This is a genomic window from Candidatus Berkiella aquae, from assembly GCF_001431295.2.
Lineage (GTDB): Bacteria > Pseudomonadota > Gammaproteobacteria > Berkiellales > Berkiellaceae > Berkiella > Berkiella aquae.
Genome location: NZ_LKAJ02000001.1, coordinates 2,986,267 through 3,010,599 on the forward strand (window position 1 = coordinate 2,986,267; position 24,333 = coordinate 3,010,599).

At 37.0% G+C, this 24,333-nt stretch carries 22 protein-coding genes and 1 tRNA gene; 15 read left to right on the forward strand and 8 right to left on the reverse strand.

The window, feature by feature from the left end; translation table 11 throughout:
• Positions 1-68: 68 nt before the first annotated feature.
• The 6 genes from hlyD to HT99x_RS13065 all read left to right on the forward strand — a co-directional run bounded on the left by hlyD (position 69) and on the right by HT99x_RS13065 (position 6,321).
• Positions 69-1,106 (forward strand): secretion protein HlyD, encoded by a 1,038-nt coding sequence (gene hlyD / locus HT99x_RS13040; RefSeq protein WP_075065488.1) that lies wholly within the window; start codon positions 69-71, stop codon positions 1,104-1,106.
• Positions 1,084-2,799, forward strand: a complete 1,716-nt coding sequence (locus tag HT99x_RS13045; protein ID WP_075065487.1) for an ATP-binding cassette domain-containing protein — start codon at positions 1,084-1,086, stop codon at positions 2,797-2,799. Before hlyD ends, HT99x_RS13045 begins: the two co-directional genes overlap by 23 nt.
• Positions 2,792-3,916 (forward strand): ABC transporter permease, encoded by a 1,125-nt coding sequence (locus tag HT99x_RS13050; RefSeq protein WP_075065486.1) that lies wholly within the window; start codon positions 2,792-2,794, stop codon positions 3,914-3,916. Before HT99x_RS13045 ends, HT99x_RS13050 begins: the two co-directional genes overlap by 8 nt.
• 2 nt (positions 3,917-3,918) lie before the next feature.
• Positions 3,919-5,031, forward strand: coding sequence for an ABC transporter permease (locus HT99x_RS13055; protein WP_075065485.1), 1,113 nt, complete (start codon positions 3,919-3,921; stop codon positions 5,029-5,031).
• Between the two features lie 95 nt (positions 5,032-5,126).
• Positions 5,127-5,366 (forward strand): hypothetical protein, encoded by a 240-nt coding sequence (locus HT99x_RS13060; RefSeq protein ID WP_075065484.1) that lies wholly within the window; start codon positions 5,127-5,129, stop codon positions 5,364-5,366.
• A gap of 148 nt (positions 5,367-5,514) precedes the next feature.
• Positions 5,515-6,321, forward strand: a complete 807-nt coding sequence (locus HT99x_RS13065; RefSeq protein ID WP_075065483.1) for a hypothetical protein — start codon at positions 5,515-5,517, stop codon at positions 6,319-6,321.
• 197 nt (positions 6,322-6,518) lie between these two features.
• Here the strand turns inward: HT99x_RS13065 and HT99x_RS13070 are convergent, their stop codons facing one another.
• Together HT99x_RS13070 and HT99x_RS13075 are read right to left on the reverse strand one after the other, a co-directional pair.
• Positions 6,519-7,469 (reverse strand): aminoglycoside phosphotransferase family protein, encoded by a 951-nt coding sequence (locus HT99x_RS13070; RefSeq protein WP_075065482.1) that lies wholly within the window; start codon positions 7,467-7,469, stop codon positions 6,519-6,521.
• Between the two features lie 468 nt (positions 7,470-7,937).
• Positions 7,938-8,027, reverse strand: a tRNA-Ser gene (locus tag HT99x_RS13075).
• A gap of 135 nt (positions 8,028-8,162) precedes the next feature.
• Between HT99x_RS13075 and HT99x_RS13080 the strand changes: the two genes are divergently transcribed.
• The gene (locus HT99x_RS13080; RefSeq protein WP_075065481.1) at positions 8,163-8,957 is read left to right on the forward strand and encodes a YiiX/YebB-like N1pC/P60 family cysteine hydrolase; all 795 of its coding nucleotides are present in this window, start codon (positions 8,163-8,165) and stop codon (positions 8,955-8,957) included.
• Here HT99x_RS13080 and HT99x_RS13085 read toward each other — a convergent pair.
• On the reverse strand, positions 8,918-10,615 hold the full coding sequence (locus tag HT99x_RS13085) for an ankyrin repeat domain-containing protein (RefSeq protein WP_075065480.1): 1,698 nt from the start codon (positions 10,613-10,615) through the stop codon (positions 8,918-8,920). The two genes, HT99x_RS13080 and HT99x_RS13085, sit on opposite strands and share 40 nt — an antisense overlap.
• 444 nt (positions 10,616-11,059) lie before the next feature.
• On the opposite strand from HT99x_RS13085, the gene HT99x_RS13090 reads away from it, so the two are divergent.
• From HT99x_RS13090 to HT99x_RS13100, 3 genes are all read left to right on the forward strand, one after another.
• Positions 11,060-13,738 (forward strand): alpha/beta hydrolase, encoded by a 2,679-nt coding sequence (locus HT99x_RS13090; protein WP_139016563.1) that lies wholly within the window; start codon positions 11,060-11,062, stop codon positions 13,736-13,738.
• Between the two features lie 120 nt (positions 13,739-13,858).
• Complete coding sequence (locus tag HT99x_RS13095; protein WP_075065478.1) at positions 13,859-15,343, forward strand: hypothetical protein; 1,485 nt, start codon at positions 13,859-13,861, stop codon at positions 15,341-15,343.
• Between the two features lie 190 nt (positions 15,344-15,533).
• Positions 15,534-15,656, forward strand: coding sequence for a hypothetical protein (locus HT99x_RS13100; protein ID WP_259566707.1), 123 nt, complete (start codon positions 15,534-15,536; stop codon positions 15,654-15,656).
• Between the two features lie 575 nt (positions 15,657-16,231).
• Here the strand turns inward: HT99x_RS13100 and HT99x_RS13105 are convergent.
• The 5 genes from HT99x_RS13105 to HT99x_RS13125 form a co-directional block, all read right to left on the reverse strand.
• Positions 16,232-16,414, reverse strand: a complete 183-nt coding sequence (locus HT99x_RS13105) for a hypothetical protein (protein ID WP_075065477.1) — start codon at positions 16,412-16,414, stop codon at positions 16,232-16,234.
• A gap of 7 nt (positions 16,415-16,421) precedes the next feature.
• A complete protein-coding gene (locus HT99x_RS13110) occupies positions 16,422-16,607 on the reverse strand; it encodes a hypothetical protein (RefSeq protein WP_075065476.1) in 186 nt (61 codons plus the stop codon).
• An 11-nt stretch (positions 16,608-16,618) separates the two neighbouring features.
• Positions 16,619-16,762 (reverse strand): hypothetical protein, encoded by a 144-nt coding sequence (locus HT99x_RS13115; protein WP_158003357.1) that lies wholly within the window; start codon positions 16,760-16,762, stop codon positions 16,619-16,621.
• A 1-nt stretch (position 16,763) separates the two neighbouring features.
• Positions 16,764-17,213 (reverse strand): hypothetical protein, encoded by a 450-nt coding sequence (locus tag HT99x_RS13120; RefSeq protein WP_075065475.1) that lies wholly within the window; start codon positions 17,211-17,213, stop codon positions 16,764-16,766.
• 343 nt (positions 17,214-17,556) lie between these two features.
• On the reverse strand, positions 17,557-18,384 hold the full coding sequence (locus HT99x_RS13125; RefSeq protein ID WP_075065474.1) for a hypothetical protein: 828 nt from the start codon (positions 18,382-18,384) through the stop codon (positions 17,557-17,559).
• Positions 18,385-19,086: 702 nt separating this feature from the next.
• Between HT99x_RS13125 and HT99x_RS13130 the strand changes: the two genes are divergently transcribed.
• The 5 genes from HT99x_RS13130 to HT99x_RS13150 all read left to right on the forward strand — a co-directional run bounded on the left by HT99x_RS13130 (position 19,087) and on the right by HT99x_RS13150 (position 24,274).
• Complete coding sequence (locus tag HT99x_RS13130; protein WP_075065473.1) at positions 19,087-19,464, forward strand: hypothetical protein; 378 nt, start codon at positions 19,087-19,089, stop codon at positions 19,462-19,464.
• Positions 19,461-20,006 carry a helix-turn-helix domain-containing protein gene (locus HT99x_RS13135; protein ID WP_075065472.1) on the forward strand — a complete coding sequence of 182 codons (546 nt, stop codon included), beginning with the start codon at positions 19,461-19,463 and terminating at the stop codon, positions 20,004-20,006. The genes HT99x_RS13130 and HT99x_RS13135 overlap by 4 nt, the downstream gene beginning before the upstream one ends.
• Positions 20,007-20,010: 4 nt before the next feature.
• A complete protein-coding gene (locus HT99x_RS13140; protein ID WP_075065471.1) occupies positions 20,011-21,714 on the forward strand; it encodes a KGGVGR-motif variant AAA ATPase in 1,704 nt (567 codons plus the stop codon).
• Positions 21,680-23,413 carry a DUF6119 family protein gene (locus HT99x_RS13145; RefSeq protein WP_158003356.1) on the forward strand — a complete coding sequence of 578 codons (1,734 nt, stop codon included), beginning with the start codon at positions 21,680-21,682 and terminating at the stop codon, positions 23,411-23,413. Before HT99x_RS13140 ends, HT99x_RS13145 begins: the two co-directional genes overlap by 35 nt.
• Before the next feature lie 465 nt (positions 23,414-23,878).
• Positions 23,879-24,274: a hypothetical protein gene (locus HT99x_RS13150; protein ID WP_075065469.1), complete on the forward strand. Its 396-nt coding sequence runs from the start codon at positions 23,879-23,881 to the stop codon at positions 24,272-24,274.
• The last annotated feature ends 59 nt before the right edge of the window (positions 24,275-24,333 follow it).

Here is a 24,333-nt window from a genome sequence, read left to right on the forward strand (position 1 = left end):
AGCAGAAGGCAAATAAGTTGCCCAGCTTCTATTATTAATATGGAAATCCCTTAAAGGACATTGGGACTGTGAAAAAAGCTAGGATTTTGTTAGCGATTGGTGCTCTTGCCATAGCAGCGGGTTATGTTTATTACACCCAACACGATCATTTTCCCAAAGATGAAATTCACCTTTTTGGTAATGTTGACATTCGCCAAGTTGAACTAGGGTTTCGTGTTAAAGGGCGGCTATTAAAAATGCTGCACGAAGAAGGCGATTATGTCCACCAAGGCGATAAATTAGCTCTCCTAGATAAAGAACCTTTTGACATTGAAGCGGCCAATCAAAAAGCACAGCTTGCACAAGCGGATGCCAATTTACAAAAACTGCAAAAAGGAAATCGTCCTCAAGAAATTCAACAAGCCATGGCTGCAGTTAGAGAAAAGGAAGCTTCTTTCATCAATGCAAATCGTAGTCTTGAACGTCAAGCCGATCTGGTTCGCAAAAATTTGGCATCGAAACAAACCTATGACGATGCATTAACGCAAAAGAAGGAAACAGAGGCGCAACTTAAAACCGCCAAAGAAGCACTGGCTTTAGCAACAGAAGGTTTTCGTGCAGAAGATATTGCACAAGGCATCGCTCAATTTGATGCTGCGAAAGCCCGTTTAGCGAATGCTGAACTTAACGTAACTGATACAGAATTATTTGCGCCATCCAATGGCATTATTTTAACGCGAATACGTGAACCCGGCTCAATTGTAGAGATTGGCACCCCCGTTTATACACTCTCATTGGTGAACCCTATTCAAGTCAGAGCCTACATTACAGAAACAGAATTAGGCAAAGTGAAACCAGGGATGGAAGCGCTTATTTATATCGATGCTTATCCTGACACACCGATAAAAGGGCAAGTGGGATTTATCTCACCCCAAGCTGAATTTACACCCAAGAACGTTGAAACCAGAGCATTAAGAACCGATTTGGTTTATCGAATTCGAATTGTGGTTGATGATAAAAATGGTGTTCTGCGCCAAGGAATGCCGGTGAGCATCGTGTTAAAACAAAACACGATGAATAATCAAGTGCTTGAGAAAAATCCCGATGTCATCAGAAATCCGCATTAACGATGTCACTAAAATTTTTGCAGATTCTAAACCTGCACTTGATCATATTTCAGCAACGGTTCGTTCAGGTCATGTAACCGGGCTTGTCGGCCCCGATGCCGCAGGCAAAACGACCCTCCTTCGATTAATTGCGGGTTTAATGCATCCAACTTCGGGCACGATTACCGTTTGTGGTTATGATACCGTGCAAGAAAGTACCGCTATTCAAGATATTCTCGGCTACATGCCACAAAAATTTGGCCTATATGAAGATCTCACGGTGATGGAAAATTTAAATCTTCATGCAAGCCTTCGTAGTATTAGTGTAAAAGAGCGTGGTCCGATCTTCGACAAAATGCTGCATTTTACTGATCTTACTCGATTTACCAAACGACTTGCGGGTAAACTATCAGGTGGTATGAAACAGAAACTGGGTCTTGCTTGTGCATTGCTTAGTCATCCCAGAGTCTTGCTTTTAGATGAGCCGAGTGTGGGTGTTGATCCCATTTCTCGGCGTGAGTTATGGAAAATGGTCCAAGAATTATTACAAGATGGTATGGCTGTTATCTGGGCAACCTCTTATCTTGATGAAGCTGAGCAATGTAATGAGGTCCTTTTACTTAATGATGGACATCTCTATTTTAGTGGCCCCCCGCAAACATTAACTGCGAGTGTTTCAGGACGCACATATCTCGTGAGTGGGGTGGAAACCGACAAGCGCAAGCAATTTCTTGCCTTAATTCAAAAACCTGAAGTCGTTGATGGTATTGTCCAAGGAAATAAAATTAGACTGTTGTTAAAAGAACATGCTCAATTGACAATTGACGAACCTCTCAATCCAACACCACCTCGCTTTGAAGATGCCTTTATTGATATTTTGCAAGGAAAATATACCAGAAAGTCACGTCTTGCTGAAAAAATAGCAGCCAAGCACGAAAAAAAGACAACTCCGATCGTTGCTAAAAATTTAACCAAATGTTTTGGCAATTTTACAGCAGCTAATAATATCTCCTTCAGTATCCACAAAGGCGAAATTTTTGGCTTATTAGGCCCAAATGGTGCAGGCAAATCAACGACATTTAAAATGCTCTGTGGCTTATTACAACCCACCTCTGGGGTTGCACTGGTTTCAGGACATGATCTTAAAACCTCCAGCAGTAAAGCTCGTTCACGCATAGGCTATATGGCTCAAAAATTTTCGCTTTATGGCACTTTAAGCGTTAAACAAAATTTAGAATTTTTTGCTGGCATCTATGGCTTAAAAGGCGCCGAGCGAAAACATCGAACGCAAGAAATGATTGAGATATTTGATTTAAAAGCTTATTTGCAGATGAATGCCGAAGAGCTGCCTTTAGGATTTAAACAACGTTTGGCATTGGCAAGCGCCGTGATGCATGAACCTGATGTGCTCTTTCTCGATGAACCTACCTCAGGTGTCGATCCTTTAACTCGGCGTGAATTTTGGGTCCATATTAACGCGATGGTTGAAAAAGGCATTACTATTATGGTCACGACCCATTTTATGGATGAGGCAGAATATTGTGACAGAATCGCCTTAATTTATCGAGGTCAAAATATTGCTGCCGATACCCCAGATAATTTAAAAAAACAAATCGCCACAGCCAATAACCCTGATCCTACTTTAGAAGATGCGTTCATAGAGATCGTACAACGCTTTGATAAAACCACACAGGATGTCCTAGTCAATGAGTAGTTTTTCGGGCAAGCGATTATCCTCTTTTATGAAAAAAGAGTTTTTTCAAATCATTCGCGATCCGAGCAGTTATTTAATCGCGATTTTTTTACCCTTAATGATGATTTTTTTATTTGCCTATGGTGTATCACTGGATGCTAACATTATTAGAATTGGTATTGTGCTTGAAGATATGTCACCACCGGCTCGAAGCATTGCTGCCGCCTTTAAAAACACACGATACTTCCAAGCTGAAATCAGTGAAAATCGTGAAAAAATTGAAAATGATTTAGCTGCGGCTCTCATCCGAGGATTTATTGTTATCCCACAAGATTTTTCAAAAAAATTGCTAGCTCACGAAACAGCAACCATACAAATTATTGCCGATGGTAGCGAAACGAACACAGCAAGCTTTGTCGAAAATTATGCCCAAGGTGTTATTCAAAGCTGGCTTGTCGATCAAGACAAAATATCAGGTATTACCCCCCATAGTACGATTACCACACAATCTAGAGTCTGGTTTAACCCCGAACTTCGAAGTCGTGATGTTTTATTACCTGGCTCATTAGCCGTGACAATGGCATTGATTGGTACTTTGCTAACCGCATTGGTCGTTGCAAGGGAATGGGAGCGTGGCACCATGGAAGCCATTCTCGCAACCCCTATTCGCATTGACGAGTTAATCATTGGTAAGCTACTACCCTATTTTATGTTAGGGATGTGCTCTATGGCGATTTGCGTCTTCATTACCGTTATTGGTTTTTCGGTCCCTTTTCATGGCTCACTTTGGATTATGGCGCTCAGTACCGCATTATTTCTGCTGGCAGCACTTGGCCAAGGATTACTCATTTCGACGCTAGCCAAGAATCAGTTTGTTGCATCCCAAGCGGCAATTAATGCCGCATTCTTACCTGCTTACATGCTATCTGGATTTTTATATGAAATAGACTCTATGCCATGGCCAATTCGAATGATTACCCATTTATTGCCCGCTCGCTATTTTGTTTCAATCATTAAAACCAATTTCTTAACTGGCGTGGTATGGTCACAGATGTTACCTAATTTACTCGCCATGTTGGTGCTAGGAGCTTTATTGCTCTTTATCGTCGCGAAAAAGACTAAAAGACAACTGGATTAGTTATGTGGGTACGAATTAAAGCGCTTATTATTAAGGAATTACTCGCCATGCTTCGTGACAAGCGTGGGCGTTTTACTTTAATTATCCCACCCTTAATTCAACTCTTTATTTTAGCCCAAGCGATTACGTTAGAAGTCAAAAATATCTCTGTCGTTTACTATAACCAAGACGCTGGCTGGTATAGCCGTGAATTAATTGAACGCGTGAAAGGTTCTCCTTATTTTACTCATGTTTATAGTGTGGATAATCTTCATCATTTTCAAAAAATAATTGACGATCAAAATGCCTTAGTCGGCATTGAAATAAAAAATGATTTTTCGGCAGAGCTGGCAAAAGGCAATAACCCTTCTATCGGTATTATTCTAGATGGACGGCGTTCAAATGCAGCGCAAATTGTGCAAGGCTATTTATTGCGTATCATTGAAAATTTTAATGTTGATATTCAAACCCAATTAAACACCTTCACCCCTCTTTTGGTACAAGGAATCTTTAGAAGCTGGTTTAATCCCAACTTAGATTATTTATTGTATACCGTCCCTTGCCTGGTAGGCATATTAAGTATGATGCTGGGTTTATTGGTCACTGCCTTATCGGTAGCCAGAGAACGTGAAATGGGCAACTTCGATCAACTATTAGTCTCTCCCTTACAAACATGGGAAATCATCATTGGCAAAATGCTCCCTGCCATGATTATTGGTGTTAGCGAAAGCACCATTATTATGATTATTGCGATGATTTTATATAAAATCCCTTTTCATGGATCGCTCCTCCTTTTTTACTTCAGTATGATTGTCTTTATCACTTCCATTATTGGAGTGGGTTTATTTATCTCATCGATATCACAAACGCAACAGCAAGCGGTACTTGGCAGCTTTGTCTTTATGGTGCCCACCATGTTGCTGTCTGGTTTTGCAACACCTATTGAAAATATGCCAACTTGGCTTCAACCCGTCAGTTGGTTTATTCCCATTACCCATTTCTTTATTATTATCAAAGGTGTCTTTCTAAAAGACATGAATGCAACAGAAATTATGATAAATGCCTGGCCAATGGCTTTCATTGCGGTGATTACCTTATCGGTTGCAGGTTGGATGTTTAAAAGAAGATTGGAATGATAGCTTCATTATCGTAAGCGACTTAAGTTGCTACTTAGAAATAAAAAAAATATAGTGATTTTGGTCTTTTACACCAAACTGATATGGAGAACCAAATGAAGTTATTGAACCTAGAAAATTGCCAAAAAGTTTCAGGTGGCGATGTTAATGTTTCGGTTTCTGCGAATGTTCCTACTGAGAACACCGATCAATTTGTTCACCTGCTAGGCATGTTACTCACGGGTCAATTAAATGCCAAAGTTTTAGGTGCTATTCTTGATAATGAAGCTGATAGCTTCAACAATATGCCAATTGATAAAATTACCATTGGTAATTTCCAAATCACACATATCTAATTTTTAATTAAAGTGGCATTCATATGAATGTCACTTTACTTTTCATCCCCTACTCTTCTTTATTATCAGCTTAATGAGTTGACACCTCTTATATTTATAATTAGCTTTAATGCCACTTTACTTCACCAACATTGAAAGGAATTCTACTATGCAAAATGGCCCAACCTCAGAAGAGTTTGAAAAACTGTTTAAAGAATCGAGAGTTTATCTAGGTGAGCTATCCCAGTTTTTTGAAGATGAAGTCACACTTTTAATGGGGCCTGCTCGTGCAGTCACCAAATATATCACCGCTTTTTTATATAAAGTGGCTTTGCAAAATACTAACAAAAACTGTGAACATCTTGATGAAATGATGGAAACATCTAAACTTGATGCAGCAAAATTAGTTGCTTATTTAGAACGCACAGAAGAATTTTTGCAAAAAAGAGCTCGCAGTAGCAAAGATAGCGCAACGTTTATTCCGGTTGACTATCATTCACAAGTGGCAGCGAGCTTGCAAGATAAATTAACGCAATGCCAAGCATTATTGCAAGAAGCAAGAGCATTCCATCCTGAATCCAAAAAACCTGCTAAAAGCTGGCTCTCTTTGCATTTACATTTTGCTCAAGCACTACCTAATATTTGGGCAACTGGTTATGGTTTAGGACTCAAGTCTGTCGATAAACATGCTCCTCTTAATCGATTACAAGAAATCCACGAACATTTACTCGCGATTAGACAGAAAAGCGATGCGGATATCAAAATTACCAAAACAACGGCGAAAGCGATGCAGATAGACTGTTTTACAGGCGTGCCTCCGCAAGAATGTGATTATCATCAACATGCACCAGCTTTATTGCCACTGATGGATAACTTTAAATCTCTCATGGAACAAAAAAATATTCACCAGCATGTAACCAAAGAAGATGTCCATCATGCCATTAAGACCGAGTATCCTACGCCTGCTTTGAAATAATAAGCATTCACGGCCAACGCCGTTTCATGCTTGTATGGGGAGCTAGCAACTGTCGCGGCTACCACCGCTCAGAAAACTCGCGACAGCGAGGAAATTCTCTAGCCCCCCATGAAGGCGAAACCGCAATGGGGGGGAAGATATGACTCCAATCATAGAGCTGCGGCAGCAGCGACACAAAAAAACCACTTAATTTGTATTTAAGATTGAGCCAAATTTTTTAACAACGTTCTTAACGCTTCAGTCAAATACCCTTTATATTCTGGAAAATTTTGCATCCCCTCACAAGCAAAAATCCCCACAAAATTCAAAGCCCAAACAAAAGGCCGTAAGCAATACGCAAGATCATACGCTCTCATTAGGACGGAAGATTCCGCATAGGAAGCCCATGGCTGTAAATAGTGGGCTTTTAATGTTTCTTGTTCTGCCAAGGTTAAAACATGATGACGACCAGCACTATGTAAATAAGAAACAATCGAAAAGAATGGATGGCTAATACAAGCATCACCAAAATCATGAATGGTAATTTCATTATCTTTAATTAACAGATTATTATCGTGAAAATCACCCTGTTCTAGCGTTTCTGGCATACCGAGCTTCTCAAGTTCATGACATAGCGAAGAAAAGACAGCTTGCTGGTTTTTCAGTACATCAACTTCAGCAAGCGATAGGCCATCACCGATGATGATATCAAGATGATCTGTAAAAAAGGTTTGAAAATATTCCGGCAGTTTTGATAAACGATAATCTGAAACACCACAAGCAAAGAGCTTGTTTACATGATGAATACAATTTACTTGCAACTGGGCATAGTTTTGTAACGCTTTGGCAACCAATAATACATCATATCGTTGTTTGAGTTTTTCTCTTAAATTGGCCCCGGCATCTTTCATTAAAAAGCAATTTGAGGCTTCATGCTGGGCAAGCAAAATCGGAACGTGCTTAAAGTGGCATTGATTTAAATAATGCAAAAGCCTAGGTTCATTGGAAAAAGCAGGCGCCATGGATTTCAAATAAACATTCCCTTGGGAAGTCACAAAGCACATCACCTCTGACCAGGGCATACTGCGCACCATGCTGGGCTCAGCCAGTATTTGATACCCTTGGGTATTTAAGGTTTGCTTCGCCCAATCAATTATTTCTTCTTGCATAAGAGGCGCTCTCTGGATGGCCAAAACATTTTATGGTGAAAATGTACCATCAACGATAGGATTACGACATTCCCCCTACGCGGAACTGGAAGACAGTTGTTTTTCTGAATAATATAGTGAGATTCATTTTAACTCTCCCTTTTGGAGAGGTCGATATGCGACTGCCTATAGCCAAAAGAAGACTCCAAAATTGAGTAGCATGTCGGGTGAGGGATAAATCCGTCAATTCTTATTCCCTCACCCGCCTCGCTTTGCTTCAGCGACCTCTCCCGGAGGGAGAGGTAAAAATGGGAATAACCACGCCGTAGCCTTTATGCGGAGGCGGATATGTTCTTTTAATGAGAATTTATTTTGAGGAATTATCAATTGATTAGCCCGCCTTCGCCTTGAAGGCTTCGGCGCGGCATACGCCTCGCTACACCTTCGTTTCGTGATGTCCCATCACGCCGAAGCTTAAGCGTAGGCGGATGGCGGAGAGAGAGGGATTCGAACCCTCGGTACGTTTAACCGTACACACACTTTCCAGGCGTGCTCTTTCGACCGCTCAGACACCTCTCCGCGAAGGGTATGCATTATAACAACTCTTGAAACAAGAAACGAGTATCTAGACAAAGTTAGTTAGATTCTAACTAACTAGCTCTCCCCTCTATAGAGCCAATGATATAATATTTAAATATAACCTTAGGAAATAGAATGGCATCACTATCAGATTGGCTTATCAATAAGGTCGGGCACTGGCTCCTCAAAAATGAGCCTCCAAGGCGTGCCTATTTATGTGATTATTCCCAGATCAGCAACGAAGTGAAACCAGGCGATGTTTTATTGATCGAGGGCCGAAATCGAGTAAGCCATATTATTCAACAAATTACCCGCAGCCCATGGTCACATGCCGCTTTATATGCCGGGCGCTTAGGTGACATTCCGGGAAAACATTTACAAGAAACCATTCGATCCTTTCATCATTACTCCGACGACACCCAATTGTTAATCGAAACCGAAGTCGGTGAAGGCACGATTGCATCGCCATTGTCTAAATATGAACACGATCATATCCGCATTCTACGTCCACAAGGGCTTGATAATAGCGATATCCAACGAGTCATTGCTTTTGCTGTTGGACGTTTGGGCCGCAAATATGACATACGTCATGTTTTCGATCTGGCACGTTTTTTATTTCCTTGGGAGTTATTTCCGAGGCGTTGGCGCTCCTCACTGTTTCAACATAATGCATTGCAACCCACTGAAGATATCTGCTCTTCGATGATTGCCGATGCTTTTCATTCGGTTGATTTTCCGATTTTACCTTTAGTAAAATTAGATGAAGAAAATAATTTAGAACTCATCCAACGCAATCCCAGGCTCTTCACACCCAGTGATTTTGATTATTCCCCTTATTTTAATGTCATTAAGTACCCTATTTTTAAATTAAGCAAAGATTACACGCCTCATCAACTTCCCTGGAAGCGAGATGAGATGAGCGATTGTTGAGCATATTCTTTTGTGATTTTGACATCATGACTTCTGGTTCTCAGCCTCATTTGATGAACTATCGGTCTAGAGGAATTTTCCTTGTTGCAACTGTTTAATTTAACCATCCATTGTAAAAAATTTTTATCTTCATCAATACGATTTTTTATGTGGTTTGGCAGTTGTACATATAAATCGCATGCTCGCACCCGTTCTTCAAAATCTTTAGTGCGACCAAACTGACCGCCTCCATGCTGGTAGATAATTTTCTTCACTAACGCCACATAAAAAGCGATCAAGTATTTATTCTTTGCGTAAAACATGTTTTTAATCAGTTCGTTCATCATAGTCTTACGGACGAAAGAAGTGAATAACTTGTATTTCTCTCTTTCTAATTCCTTAGTAAATTGCTCCTTTACTTTTTCAATTGATGCTGAAGGTCCAACTTGCAGTAATACAATCATCGCTTCTATTGCGGCTTTAGGACTAACAAAAGAACAGGTAGGATGCTTTTGGCTCTTAGACATACATGATACGACAGGAAAATTCAGATCAATTATCCTTGCTAAAATAGCATGAAATTCTTGCTCTGAAGAAACATAGCCATCAATCAATACTTTTATCAGATCGGGTTGAATCAATTTTGTATCATTTATTTTAAAAATTCTGCAGCCCGTATTATCAGCACCGCCTGTGCCACGGTTAGCGTAAATAAGATAATTGCCATATAACGCTAAGCCAACGGTATGCCCTTCCCATCCGGATGAAAAGTAAATCAATTGATCAGCGAGATATTGCTTATGGAAATTAAATTCAGCATTATCGTCATAATAATTATGGCAAGGATCAATCAAATTATTTGAAAACACAAATGCTTCAACAATCCTTTCAAATAAAGAAGTAGGATAAATTTTACTATATAGCTTAACATATTCTGTGAGGTGACCTAAACTCTCTCCAGCATAACTACCTCTAGTTTCTATATCAAATTCCATATCGCTTTCATCAAAACAAATTTCTCCCTCCAGTCCAAGAATATGAGCTGTTTTACGGGAAAAATAATAGATATCCAGCAAAAGGGTTGGTGACTTTACTCGCTCTCGTTTCCGATTAAAATAAAAATAGAGTATTTCTATCGTTTTAGGCGTTAATTCTTTTACAACGTGAATATTATTCACAATCTTTAATAAATCTATTCTTGAAAAACACTTATAAATTTCAGCTTGTTCAGTCCTCAATGCAAAATGCAAAGGTGTCATGCCCTTATATAAAGCCTCTTTATTAGCGCCAGCATTGAGAAGCGCTTGAACAATTTCAGTTTGCCCCATTTTAATCGCATAGTGCAAGGATGTCATACCATCATATAAAACTTCTGTATTCGTGCCAGCAGCAATAAGAGACCGAGCAATATCGGTTTCCTGATCTCTAATAGCACGCCGTAATTCATCGGCAGCCAATTCCGCTTCGACAGGAGATAATTTAACCCCTTCAGCGATTAAAAAATTAACCGAGCCATACCAACCATTTTTAATACAAGAAAATAATTGTTCTTCACGTGATGGCGGAATCCAGCTTAGTAACCAATTTATGGCTGTATCCAAAATGCTTGTTGATTCGGTTGCTCTTTTTTTAACAATTCGAGTAGAACTTGGTTCTTCACCATCACGACTGCGCTTCATAAAACCTCTCTTTCAATCTCATTAACAGCATTATTCAGAACGTAGCTGCACTGCTTTGGCGTGAAATTAGCCCAAAAGACAACTCATGAATGTCAGGATTATACCTTGTTCGAACATATCACAATATGTCACTCGACCAGCAGTTGGCCCTTTTGTCGGTAAAAGAGGGATTTTTAGCGGGTTCACGACACAAGCGGGTTGATAAATAGCCGCATTAGTTACGCAAAATAAGATAAGCAATGGGTAATGCTAAGATTAGGAAGATACGTTTTGTCTGCAGGAAGCTTATGTTTATCGAATATAAAATGAATACTCTTGTAAAAAACTATTTTAAATCATTTCTTTAACAAAGCACTTTCTATCTATTAAGAATATTTCTTATATTCAATTTAATCTAAGAACGAGTAAAATTTTAATTAATGAAAACATATTCTTAGGTGTAAAATGTTGACATCATCGTCATCGAACCTCCAAGAGAAAACAACTGTGTCTATTGGCGTTGAGCTCTATCATGCAATTGAGCAACTCGATGAAAATAGAGTTAAAAGAATATTAGCTAGTGAACCATTACCTGCTTGGGAAGAAATTATCCCTCATCCAGATGCATTGCGGGATGATTATTCCTCTGAACAATTATTACAAAAAGCGGCCAATAGCAATGAACTAATTTTTGATCATCTTATTGATGCTTATTTTTCATCATTTAATGACGAATTAATTAGAGCTCTTATCACCTTATTTGTGGAAAATAACGATCATGCGGCTCTATGTGAATATTTGCCCTATTCAGTTGATGCCTTAATTGACACTCATTTTCAATCTTTAATTTCGATAGCGACAAACAATAAAAACCTTGATATTCTTGCAGCTCTTCTCGAAGCAATCGAAACAGACATTACAAAAAAAAATTGTGCCAGCTCCGCTATCAAAGAGGTATTATTAACCACAATACAAATGCAAGACATTCATTTTCTCAATGAAATATTAAAAAAGCTACCTCAAACTTTAATCAAACAAGAAATATTTTCAGTCTTAACAAATCGTCGATTTTATTATCAAAGTGAATATGACTGCATTAAAGTCTTACTAATATCATTCATTTCCGACGAATATAAAATTTCTATGCTTTCAACTGCTATCAAGCTGGACCTTATAAATCTAGTTCAACTGATTTTACCAAACATAATAACGATGACTGATAGGTCTTTAATCTCTATCATAGGCCAAGCTCGTTATCATAACGACATTTATCGACTCATTAAAGCTCATTACAAAAATGAACTATTACAACTATTGAATACACAACTTGCATCGACAGATCTGAACGATAATATTGTGGATTTTTCCAAAATGATATTTTTACCACGTCAATATGCCATTTTGTATAGAGCTCAATGGAGAGGAACACTTGTTTCTACGATATACAACAATGATCGCTATCCAACAGCTGATGAACAATTATCACAAACAAAAGGACACCCTCTTACATTGCACTTAAAACATCAATCTACCCCAATTGGATATACTATCAAATTACCCGAAGGGAAAATAACAGCAGTTGTTATCGATATTTATGGTGGCTTTAGAAAAAGTGACTTTGAGTATCTAAAGCAAAAACTTAAAGAATTGAACGATAAAAGCGTCGAACCTGAGCCAAACCTTGATAACAGATTATATGAAGAAGGGGTTGCTATTGTTTATACCAATCTCTGTGATTTAATTGAATTAAAGGTTTTTCAAGCCCAAATGTCAGAAAGTTTATTTAGAAAAATCCATCGAAGCATTGATTGCTTGTATGAAATTTTGCAAGATAATCCTGAGAGCTTACATCCAAAATTAGCTCCTTTAAAAAATTTACCTTTTTTTTTACGAGGTGCAAGTTTTGGCGGGCTGATGAGTGTACGATATGCACAATTAGCTGTTCAATACCCTGAACAATTCCGTCGATTTCAAGGCTACCTCTCGTTTAATGGCGCTCTATCAGCACAAATGTTATATAATAGCGATTTGCCCTATCTCTATGAAGAAGATGAGCCTCGTGATTATCGTGCTGATTTTTTAAATCCTTTCAACCATATTTCATTTATTGAAGATCCCATTCTCGTCAGTCACTGCCTTGATGACAATAATGTGAATGCGAAAGTCGCCTTTGATTTTGTTCGCAAAGCTCACGAAAATGGGAAGGAGCATTTAGTAAGACTGCAAATTGTTGAACATGGTAATACTATGTTCAACAATTTTGCACACAAGGAATCGACCAAAGGTCATTTCGCTGTCGATCGGTTTGAATTTGAAGCTTATAGTGATGCCGTTTTGCAATTTATCAAAAGCCCTACTTCCAAGATCCCCGAAGTGAGTTCATGGCGCCAATTTCACAACAATATCAAAGCTGATGAATATTATCGCCAAGCCACACCTGAAGAAAGATTTATCGCTCATGTGCTTAAAACAAGACATTCTCAACGAAGAATTGATCTGATAGCTGAGATTCAAGATGAAGATACTTGGAATAGTCTTTACCAACCACTCTACTTTGCTTATCGCTATGCTGATCAATTATGCTCATCTCATTCTGAATTAGCGGCGCAAGTAAAACGTTTTAATGACGATTATTTAAGAGATGAAGTGATTATTAAAGCCTTTCAAGAAAAAGCAGCCTGTTTTTTATCATACTTGTTTGAAGCTTATGATATCGAAAACGTCCGCATTTATGACATTGAACTCAATGAATTTATTCGGTCACCACTCATTATTAATGCTTTTAGAGAAGCACTGCAACAGATCGATACGAACTTTCAATCGGTGAGCGCACGATTTTTATTGGAACAACTTTACCTTCACAATCCTCAATTACTCCCGACATCTTCCGCAGTTGCATCGAGCTCTACCTCTACAGGAACCATTGAAGTAGCCTCTTATTTCGCACGAACGCAATTATTGAATGCTTTGCAAAAAGATCGTGGTTATATTCTTTCACTCTGGAAAAAAACGGTTGAATTGAGTAGAAAAACAAGCTCTTTGGAAAGTGTTGCGTGTAGTAGCCATGTTGAACCCTCTAGTAGAAAGCATTCGCTCGCTTCTCGATTATCGTATGATAGACAATGTAAACGTAAGCGCTGGTAATTCGCCTATTAGTCATCTTTTTTGCATTATTTATCTGTAATAGGGTTTTTTACCACATTATTCTTTCAGTATTTAGCTTACAATGCGTCATCCAAAATGCTATATCTTTAGATTATTTTTATGCCCAGTAATAAAAAGCGCCCTCTTACGAGATCTACGCAAGGAGCAAAAGGAACGCGTCAGGAAATACTAAAGGTTCAGGAGGGGCAGCACGCAATAGACGCCGTATTCAGTAATGCCGACCTTATTTCACATATTCAAAGTTTTTTACCTGCTTATAAATTACGTGGACAGCATGCTGTTGGCAATGTTTCAAAAAAATTCCATGCTGCACAAACTACAAATAATAAACTAAATAGCATATCACTCAGTGATGTTGTCAGAACATGTCGGTCTAGCGATGATGTAAGGAATATTTTTAATGATAAAACCTTATTTCAACAACTGAATTGGCAAGCTATGCTGGAGATCTTAAGTTATCATCCCGAAGTTGCACTTCGTCTTTTGAATGAACCGAAATGGCTATCAAATCAAGACACTTGCATATTATCAAGCAAGAATGAAGTATTAGGTGTTTCTCTTTTAAAGAGTCTTTCTTGTAGAAGACTAAATGATAATGAGATCGCTAAAATTGGTAGTGATTGTCCTGCGTTAGCCATGCGCATTTTGAATGATCCAAGTTTGCGCTCAAAAATGAGCATAACAGCATTGACCCAACTTGGTAAAAAACAGCTTGATGTTGCTAAAAAAATGCTAACTGACACCGATTTTCGAACCAGGTTACAAGGGAACAATCTTGCCATTTTAGGATATTCCCATCTTGAAGTCGCGAAGCTCATCTTAGCAGACAAAGAGCTACGTCTTAAAATGAGTTTTCACGATTTAGTATCCATCTGTAGCAATCATCCACAACTGGCTTTAGCGATGTTAAAAGAATCTGATTTTAGTGCACAATTGAATTCATGCTATATCAGTATGATTTGTGAAAAACATGGCTCTATTGCACTTAGCGTTTTACAAAATGATGATTTGCTGCTCAACTTGGAATTATCATGGGTATGTATTATTGCTAGCCAAGATCCTCACGTTGCGCGTAAAATTTTAGAAACATTCCATAGCACACTAACTGGAGATGATTTAGCCAATCTTGGTCATCAGCACTTTGGTATTGCAAAGCTTATTTTAAATAATGCACAATTTAGAGAAAAATTAAAAGGCGAACACTTAGCAAGATTGGGATGCGCTAATCTTGCTATTGCCAGAGAAATTTTGAATGATGAAAATTTACGCCAACGCCTAGGTAGGCTTGAGTTAATCATATTGTGCAATCTACCCGGTGCCACCATCATGATTTTAGATATTCCTGAGTTGTTCAATACATTAACTGAAGATGATTTAGACTACATTAGAAGCAAAGACTTCCCTCTGGTAAACGATCATATCTTGAGTAAACTTGCCGGCAAGGTTTTTTTAACGTATGAAGAAGAACGCCTCATGAAACACCTAGTTACCGATGTTTATAAATTCAAAGGTATTTGTAATTTGGTGCAAAAGGTTTTAAACGAAGAAGCGAAACAAATATTTGCTAAAAAGGCTCGTATATAAAGAAGTTGCACTGCTACCGCAGTGCTGGTGAGTGGAGGAACGCTATTCCCAGGGTTCCACTCACTCGCTAACGCGAGTTCGTTTCACCCTGGGCTAGCAAATGTCGCAGCTACCGCTGCTAAAGATCGTCGCTTCCCAAAAACGATGAGCACAGCGAATCATTTGCCCACTTTGTATAAAAGGGGGCCGCTTGTTTGAAAAACAAGTGGGGGATTTTTATCTTAATCAACGATATCCATCATTGAATGATGCTACCTTTATAACAGTGACAATATGTTTAGAAAATCCTCGCGGTAGCGAAGAAATTCGCTAGCCCCCTATGAAGGCGCAAAGCGCCGCAATGGGGGGTACATGAATTCTCCTCTCACAAGAACCGCGGGAGCGGTGACACAAATTATTAAGATAAAAATCCCCCGCTCGCTTAAAAGCTCGCTGCCCCCTTTTATACAAAGGGGGCGATCAATTTCCGACAACGATGAGCGTAGCGAATCATTTGCCCACTTTGTATAAAAGGGGGCCGCTTGTTTGAAAATCAAGTGGGGGGATTTTTATCTTAATCAACGATATCCATCATTGAATGATGCAATCTTTATAACAGTGACAATATGTTTAGAAAATCCTCGCGGTAGCGAGGACATTCGCTAGCCCCCTATGAAGGCGCAAAGCGCCGCAATGGGGGGTACAGAAAATTTCTCTCTCAAAAACCGCGGCAGCGGTGACACAAATTATTAAGATAAAAATCCCCCGCTCGCTTAAAAGCTCGCTGCCCCCTTTTATACAAAGGGGGCGATCAATTTCCGACAACGATGAGCGTAGCGAATCATTTGCCCACTTTGTTTAAAAGGGGGCCGATTGTTTGTAAAACAAGCGGGGGGATTTTATCAAAAACTATCGCATCCAGCTTTTCAGTTTTCGCCACCTCGCTCGATGCGCATCATTCGCATACCCCGCAGCAAACGTTGCAATGATAGATGCTTGCAGCTTACCGATATAGCTAATACCTGGTGAGAGCGATTCTGCAAAAACCCACGCTGCAACCCAAGTAAAGAGCAAAAGTTGTAACAATGTCATAATCCCTCTAGTTTGAAGAATAGAGATCATGCAAATTATTGATGCCCTCAGCCATAATAATTCCCGAAGCGGCAAAACCTAAACCAACCGGGCCTCCTACCACAAATCCAACCACTAAGCTTGAAATCATACCGCCAATGTGAAATTTACCACCATTAACGTCATATAAATTTTCATCATTTATTACTAACATGGCTACTTCCTTTATAAACTGATAATTTCGATATAAGTTTGATTAACAATTGTGCAATAAAAATGATTGGCTAAATCCTGAAACCCTTTTTCGGTATAATCATGAGGCCATTCTTGATATCCACCGCTAACACACAAACATTGCTGTTCAGTCATATCAACTCCTTTTGTTAAAACGATTATGTAATAAATTTATATTGATAGGCTTTCGTTTAGATAATTCCACCGATATTTTCGGTGTTTTTTTCAAGGCTAGTAAGCCTTCTAATGGTAATTGCACCGAAAATCGACATCCTTTCATTAACTTGAGCGGGGTCAATGAATCAGGTAGACCTTCGGTGTCTAAAAAGCCCATGGCTATTAAGTGTTTGAGAGCCGCATGCACCATTTCCGCTGGCAAATTAAGGCAAAAAGATAATTGCATATATGAAAATGTGCAGCAGAAATTTTCATTGGCATGCGTTGACAAAAATATCCAAAGTAATTTTTCCACTTCGTTTAATTGTGTATGACTGAAGATAAATAATATTTCAGCCAATGATATAGTTGTCGTGCGCGTAAATTGACGTGCATCAGAAATAATGCGCGAGAACGAATAGGCTTGCATAGCAATACATCCCTACTATTAGTAAGCAATCAAAATCTCATTTAAAACCGGAGGTTGAAAACGGTTTATGTCAGATTTTTTTGCATAAAAAACAATAGGTTAACATATCGCAACGATGCGAGCTTTTTAACTGAGAAAGAATGTAATAAAATGTGCGTAGCCATGGGCTTAAACTCCGTTAAAGTTTTGCTTGTGGTTAGTGGCTGTAAAGTGTTAGCGCACTTTGCAGTCACGATTCGTGTACATTAGCAAATTTCGAATCTAATTGTAAATAGCTATTTTTTAATCATATTTTCGCAGATTATAGAAGCTTTCTAAATTCAACGTTTTTTTATTAGTTCATTTAAATATCAAATTTAAACTGTTTTCTTTTCTTTAATATTTCTAAGCGTATATCTTTGATGACATTAATTATCCATTGAATAAAAATCATAAGATCATTCTTTGTTATTATTATTTTATCTCCATCTTTAATTTTTATTTTATGGAAATCAACTGTGATATTTGGTTTATTTTTAATACTGGGATTTTTTTTCATATAAGGCTCTAATTTTTGCCAATCATCAATACTTAAATTTCCAATATATATTTCGAAATGTGGTAACGATATTTCATACTCGTCTCCTGGGCTTTTAAATGAAACAGGGTTTGCATGTGCATCCCAATGCTCTATTGCATTTCTAGTTTGATACAACTTGCTAAATATTACTCGGTCATCTTGGTTAATATATTGAGACAGTTCTTCCAATTTTTTATATAGTGAAGTTTCCTTTCTAATTTTCTCAAATTCTTCTTTTATAAAACCATCAATGCTTTTATGATTTTTAGTTTTGTTTATAGAATCAAACTTAGATTCCAATACCACCAATATCCTTTCCATGTGTAATATTTCATCAAGAAAAATTACGAAAGAACTGATAATGTCGTTATAGCATTTTCTGAAAGACCACGGAATTAAATCTTTTCTAATTAAATCTAATTCAGATTCTGATACTGAAGATGTAAAAACAATAGGATAGCCGCTAATACTTTCGTGATAGATATCACTTTCAAATTCATCAATTTTACATTTGGAAGCATCTAAGTACCTTGCAAAGAAGGATATTCTATCAATTCTTTGAATACAGTCACTGACTATTTTTTCAATATCAAAATATATTATCTGAACCAAATTTATGTCCCTATCTATGCACTGAAATCAATATGCAAACTCATCAAACAACCATATTTCAAGAATAGTTATATTACAGAGATTATGCCTTTAATAAAATCTAATTTGAAACTATATTAGTTGTTGCACCGCTACCGAGGTGCCGGGTGTGGGGGCATTCTTGTCCCAAGGTTTCACTCACTCGCTAACGCTCATTCGTTTTACCCTTGGCTAGCAAATATCGCAGCTGCCACTGCTAAAGACTGTCGCACCCCAAAACGATGAGCGTAGCGAATCATTCGCCCACTTAAAAGGGGCTGCTTATTTGTAAAACAAGCGGGGGATTTTTTTCTAATCAACTATCTCAGTCATCGCATGGCAGCGAGGTTATTCGCTACCCCTCTGCGAAGCTACAATGGGGAAAACAACCACCGCCATAATATAGCCACAATAGCTGCGTAACAAATGATTATATCCATCAACTGTTTTCTTTGACTTTTCCTGAATGTGATTAAAGTTTCTCTTACCGGCGCTGTATTAGGTGTATTGAAGGTTTCACAACGTTAGATATTTGTATATTCACGTAATCTTGCCCTTTCTAAGATGATGCCTAAAGAAATGCATCTCATTAACCAAATATTATCCTCTATACAATCAAAAATGTTGACATCGGTAAATTCATGATCAACAATTAAACTGAAGATAACAAAAAAGGGTGTAGTAGTGGTTTCAAGATATACACTGGAGGGGATAATTGGGCTTGCTCAAGATGTTAAGATTAAAGACCATAGATTCGGACAAAAAAGGGCGATTGAGGTAGTGATTAGAATTTTCAAGTTAACTGCAAACCAAGCTAGAAATTTCATAATTAGAGAAGTTTCTAAATTAGAACATCATAATTTTGCAAGATCCACCCATTATGGTGGCATGACATTTGATATTTATGGCAAGAGAATTAATAATATTCCGTTTTATATCAAGTTTTCAATTATAGATGATTCTATCGGCCAATTTATCTATGTAATTTCTTTCCATCCTACAGAAGATGTATTGACTACACAGTCTGAAACTTTGGAAGCATACAAAGGAGAAGGCTTATGAATGCTGCACTTACCAAATGTGTTTTATGTAATGTTAATTTAGAACAAACAAATTTAAAAAATACATCAATGCCATGGAAAGATTTTCCAAATGTAATAGTTCTCAAAGATCTATATGTCTGGGGATGCCCAGAATGTGGTGAAAAAATCATATCCGGCAATGAAATCACTGCCCTAGATGATATTTTAAAATTTGCCATCAAAGAAGAAACCTCTCATTTAATATCTGAAATTAAGAATAAATCGGGATTAAGTCAAAAAGAATTATCAATGCATATAGGAATTTCCGAAGTATACTTGTCAAAATTAATTAGCAAAAAGACCATTCCTAGCTTCGAAAAATTTAATTACTTAAGACTATTAAATCAGACTGTCAAATATTTAACCAATAATGTGGCCGCTGGTATATTAACTAAACATACTGAAGAGAGAAAAATACATATCGTTGACTTAACAAAATACGAATATTTGAATGAAGATGAAAGGATTAGATACTCAACACCAAGTCAATTTTGTAGAATATTAGAGCATAAGCAGGTATAAGAAATTGAAAACTTTTAAAACACAATTTATATCTTTCTATTCTTATAAAGGCGGAGTAGGAAGAACTAGTGCATTAATCAATACTGCTTTAATTATGGCTATGAAAGGAGAGCGTGTTGTTGTTTTAGATTTTGACTTGGAAGCCCCTGGATTATTTTCTTATGTAATGGAGATCGCTGAGAAATATAATATAAGTAAAGAAGATGTAAAATGTAAAAGAGGAATTTTAGAATATTTACATGATTCTATTAATAAAAAGACAATTCCAGAATTAAGAAAATACTCTATTTCAAATGATAAACTAAATCTAAATATCCAAGGAAAAATTTGGATTTTGGGGGCCGGGGATACATCAAAAAAAGATTATTCTAAAAAATTAAATTCTTTAGATTGGACTAAAATTTTTGAAGAATCGCATGGCGAGGCTCTTCTTGAGAACTTCAAGAAGCAAATTATATCTGAATTTGAAAATCCTGATTACGTTTTTATAGATTCAAGAACAGGAATAACTGATATAGGTGGGGTATGCACTAAATATTTATCTGATTTAGTTGTGGTCCTTTCTTCATTAAACCGTCAAAATATCCTGGGAACATCTGAAGTAGTTTCATCATTCAAAAAATCATATATCGATACTATTTTAGTTGCATCAAATATACCAGTTGGCTTACCTTGGGGTGAAAATCAGCTTTTTCAAGACAGAATTGAAAAATTCTCCAAATTTTTCGAACAAAATCCTGATTTACTCATCTATCATTATCCTAGTCTATCTTTAACTGAATATCTTCCAAGCTTATTCAAGTTAGAAAAAAGCAAGGTAATTTTGCAAGAAGATCCTCTTTTACTTTCATATGAGAATTTAGCTCATACAATTGAGAGTAAAAATTCTTTCAACTTCAAAAGAGCCATCTCTGAAGTTGCCATTAAAATGAGATTCAGTGAAGATCAGAAAACTTCGGAATCTCTCAAAGAAGAGCTAGAAACACTTAGAAAAAATTATTCTAATAGAATCCCTATAATTGACTTGCTTGATAAAATTATTCAAGCTATTGATTTATTTAAAGATAAAGATATCAAGATTAAATTAGATGACAAAAGCACACTAAAACTAATATCTTATATTAAAAATTTCCTTGATGAGTATAAATTTGAAATAGATATGGGAGTTCTTCCAGTCTTACGAAATATGATACTACATGAATCATCAGCTATTATTTACAAGATCGCGCTGAAGAATGTAAGTGATTTAATTAAAAACTCAGCATGGTTTGATATATTAACCTCTCATCACAAAAATGAAATTGTAAAAAATTTAATTAAAAATAAACATTATGAATTTGTGATAAAAAATTTAAAAGAAGAAAAAAATACTTTCTTTATTTTTTCAAGAGGATATTCTGCCGAACAACTTGAGAAAAAAGCATTAGCTAATGAATTATATAACGCATATGTAGAGAAAATAGAAGAAAGAAGATTTAACCTTAAAAGCCCCGAAACTGCCTTTGTTTGTGCTTATGCATTTTATAAATTAGGCAATAATGCTAAAGCTTTAGAATATATTAAAATTAGTAATAAATTACTATTAATACATGATGATGGAAATGAATATTTTGTTCCAACTTTATTTAGAGAAGTGGAAGGGAAAGATAATTTTCTCAAAGAATTAAATAAATTTGAAAACAACAATCTTAACTCTGTTGACAAGTAATATGCTTGAATTAAAGAAAATCACTATATACAAGATTAAAGATGGGATTGATTTTAATAAATTCCTTAAACAATTCCCAAATGGTTATGACTTAGTTACGAAAGTTAACAATAGTAAAATATACGTAAAATTTGAAAATCATAAAAGTGATCTGAAAACAAACAAAGATATTCCATGGATATCCTTCCTTAATTCAGGATTCGATAGCGATCAGTATCTATATTCAGCAATGAATAGCTACCCTCGCGCTATCGTAGGGATAAAGATCCGAATTGATGCTGATAAGCATATCTATTTTGCAATGACTTTTGGCCAACACGGTGACATGTTTTTAGATAAGAACCACATAGTGCATGATTTTGGAATAAAAGTCGCAATGAATATTTGCGACCATGACAAATTACGAAAAGTGCAAACATCAATTTATGAATCCGTCACACATCAAACTGAACGACAGTTAAGTATAGCATCAGGATTAAGTACATTTGGAATAAATGAAACAGAATTTTTGAGAATGATCTCAGGTAATGTTAATGATGAATTTTCTGATGTGATAGATTCCTTTAAAGGGAAAGACAGCATTGCCCTTAAATTGCCAGAATCTCTTACTTGGAATAAATTAATTGATATTTGCAACAGATTCGAAGAACGTTACAAATCCGCTGATTATAAGAAAACTGATTTTAAATCTTATGATTTGTTCCGCCATGAATCTGACCCTCAAATAATTAATACATTAGATTCATTACTTTGCTCAAAGATTGCAGATAAATCTTTTGACAAAATTCATCTGGCTCCACCGGAATTCGTTGGAAATGAAGATCTTTCTTATTGTTATAATAGAGATACTGAAAAAGAAAATAATTTCTATGATGATTTAAGAATAGATGATTTAGTTTCGCATCATAAAATATCAAAAGAAAGCTTTAGTATTTCTTCAATAAAGAGATGGGACATTTATGGTTACAATCATGAACACCAAAGAAAATACAAGCTTTGGAATGGTTACCAATGTCTAATTGCAGAAATTGAACTAGATGATAAAACATATATTCTAGCAAATTCTCAATGGCGAGAAGTATCTCAAGATTTAAAAACAATCGTGTCTGAATATTTAGAAAATAAAGATATTGTCAAGGAAATAGAATATCTTCCAATAGATGTAAATATTTTTGATGCAACTAAAAGACAAAATCGTGAAGAAATTTATAATGCGCATGTTGCTGAAAATGTTAAAGATGTATTTCTGTTTGATAAATCTAAAATATCTATCGCAGGAGAAAAGAAATATGAAATATGCGATCTGTTGAACAAAAACAAACATATTATTCATGTCAAACGCTATTCTCATGGAGCAGCATCAATAAGCCATTTGTTTATACAAGGAAGATTTTATTCTTATGCTTTCTCAACGAACGCAACCTGTCGCCAAGAAATGCGTGCCTGGATTGACAATAATTCGCATTCAGCGAAAGATATTTTCAAATCTATTATTCCAGAACATAACAATGATATTAATGAATCTGAATATACGATAGTTTTTTGTGTTTTACATGATAGCGAAAAATTTGACATATCCGATTTGCCTTTTATGACTCAATATGAATTAATGAACTCACATAAATATTTGACCCAAGATAGAAAGTTTAAATCATGCATAACTTTTAAACGAGTTAAACTAGGCTCAATAGAAAATTAATACTCGGAAAATTTTAAAATTCAAATTTCTTATCTCTTCACTCATTAGTCCCCCATGGAGGCATTAACCGCAATGGGGGAAAAGAGAATCCTCCTCGCAAAGAACTGCAGAAGCGGTGACACAAATTATTAAGATAAAAATCCCCCGCTCGCCCAAGTGCGAGCTGCCCCCTTTTATTCAAAGGGGGCGATCTATGTTACAAACCGGGCGCATAGGTAACACTTTAAACTGGTATCATCTCTCATGACTTTGCAGCTACCGCTGTTAATGAATGTCAATTCACGATAACGATGAGCGTAGCGAATCATTCGCCCACTTTGTTTAAAAGGGGGCCGATTGTTTGTAAAACAAGCGGGGGGATTTTTATCTTAATCAGCGATATCCATCATCGAATGATGCTACCTTTGTAACAGTGACGATATGTTTAGAAAATCCTCGCGGTAGCGAAGAAATTCGCTAGCCCCTATGAAGGCGCAAAGCGCCGCAATGGGGGGTACAAGAATTCTCCTCCCAAAAGAAACCGCGGTGGCGGTGACACAAATTAAGATAAAAATCCCCCGCTCGCTTAAAAGCTCGCTGCCCCCTTTTATTCAAAGGGGGCCATCAATTTCCGATAACGATGAGCGTAGCGAATCATTCGCCCACTTTGTTAAAAAGGGGGCCGATTGTTTGAAAATCAAGCGGGGGGATTTTTATCTTAATCAGCGATATCCATCATCGAATGATGTAACCACCAGCAATAACAATGTATTTATAAACTCCTCGCGGCAGCGAGGAAATTTGCTAGCCCCCTATGAAGGCGCAAAGCGCCGCAATGGGGGGTACAGAAAATTTCTCTCTCAAAAACCGCGGCAGCGGTGACACAAATTATTAAGATAAAAATCCCCCGCTCGCTTAAAAGCTCGCTGCCCCCTTTTATT

Excerpts from the sequence above, each read along its gene's own strand:
- HT99x_RS13110 (WP_075065476.1), bottom strand. The coding sequence starts at position 16,607 with ATGTTAGTAATAAATGATGAAAATTTATATGACGTTAATGGTGGTAAA.
- HT99x_RS13135 (WP_075065472.1), top strand. The coding sequence starts at position 19,461 with ATGAATGCTGCACTTACCAAATGTGTTTTATGTAATGTTAATTTAGAA.
- HT99x_RS13105 (WP_075065477.1), bottom strand. The coding sequence starts at position 16,414 with ATGACATTGTTACAACTTTTGCTCTTTACTTGGGTTGCAGCGTGGGTT.
- HT99x_RS13055 (WP_075065485.1), top strand. The coding sequence starts at position 3,919 with ATGTGGGTACGAATTAAAGCGCTTATTATTAAGGAATTACTCGCCATG.
- HT99x_RS13120 (WP_075065475.1), bottom strand. The coding sequence starts at position 17,213 with ATGCAAGCCTATTCGTTCTCGCGCATTATTTCTGATGCACGTCAATTT.
- HT99x_RS13070 (WP_075065482.1), bottom strand. The coding sequence starts at position 7,469 with ATGCAAGAAGAAATAATTGATTGGGCGAAGCAAACCTTAAATACCCAA.
- HT99x_RS13050 (WP_075065486.1), top strand. The coding sequence starts at position 2,792 with ATGAGTAGTTTTTCGGGCAAGCGATTATCCTCTTTTATGAAAAAAGAG.
- HT99x_RS13095 (WP_075065478.1), top strand. The coding sequence starts at position 13,859 with ATGCCCAGTAATAAAAAGCGCCCTCTTACGAGATCTACGCAAGGAGCA.
- HT99x_RS13090 (WP_139016563.1), top strand. The coding sequence starts at position 11,060 with ATGTTGACATCATCGTCATCGAACCTCCAAGAGAAAACAACTGTGTCT.
- HT99x_RS13080 (WP_075065481.1), top strand. The coding sequence starts at position 8,163 with ATGGCATCACTATCAGATTGGCTTATCAATAAGGTCGGGCACTGGCTC.
- HT99x_RS13060 (WP_075065484.1), top strand. The coding sequence starts at position 5,127 with ATGAAGTTATTGAACCTAGAAAATTGCCAAAAAGTTTCAGGTGGCGAT.
- HT99x_RS13065 (WP_075065483.1), top strand. The coding sequence starts at position 5,515 with ATGCAAAATGGCCCAACCTCAGAAGAGTTTGAAAAACTGTTTAAAGAA.
- HT99x_RS13115 (WP_158003357.1), bottom strand. The coding sequence starts at position 16,762 with ATGACTGAACAGCAATGTTTGTGTGTTAGCGGTGGATATCAAGAATGG.
- HT99x_RS13045 (WP_075065487.1), top strand. The coding sequence starts at position 1,084 with ATGTCATCAGAAATCCGCATTAACGATGTCACTAAAATTTTTGCAGAT.
- HT99x_RS13150 (WP_075065469.1), top strand. The coding sequence starts at position 23,879 with ATGAAGGCGCAAAGCGCCGCAATGGGGGGTACAAGAATTCTCCTCCCA.
- HT99x_RS13085 (WP_075065480.1), bottom strand. The coding sequence starts at position 10,615 with ATGAAGCGCAGTCGTGATGGTGAAGAACCAAGTTCTACTCGAATTGTT.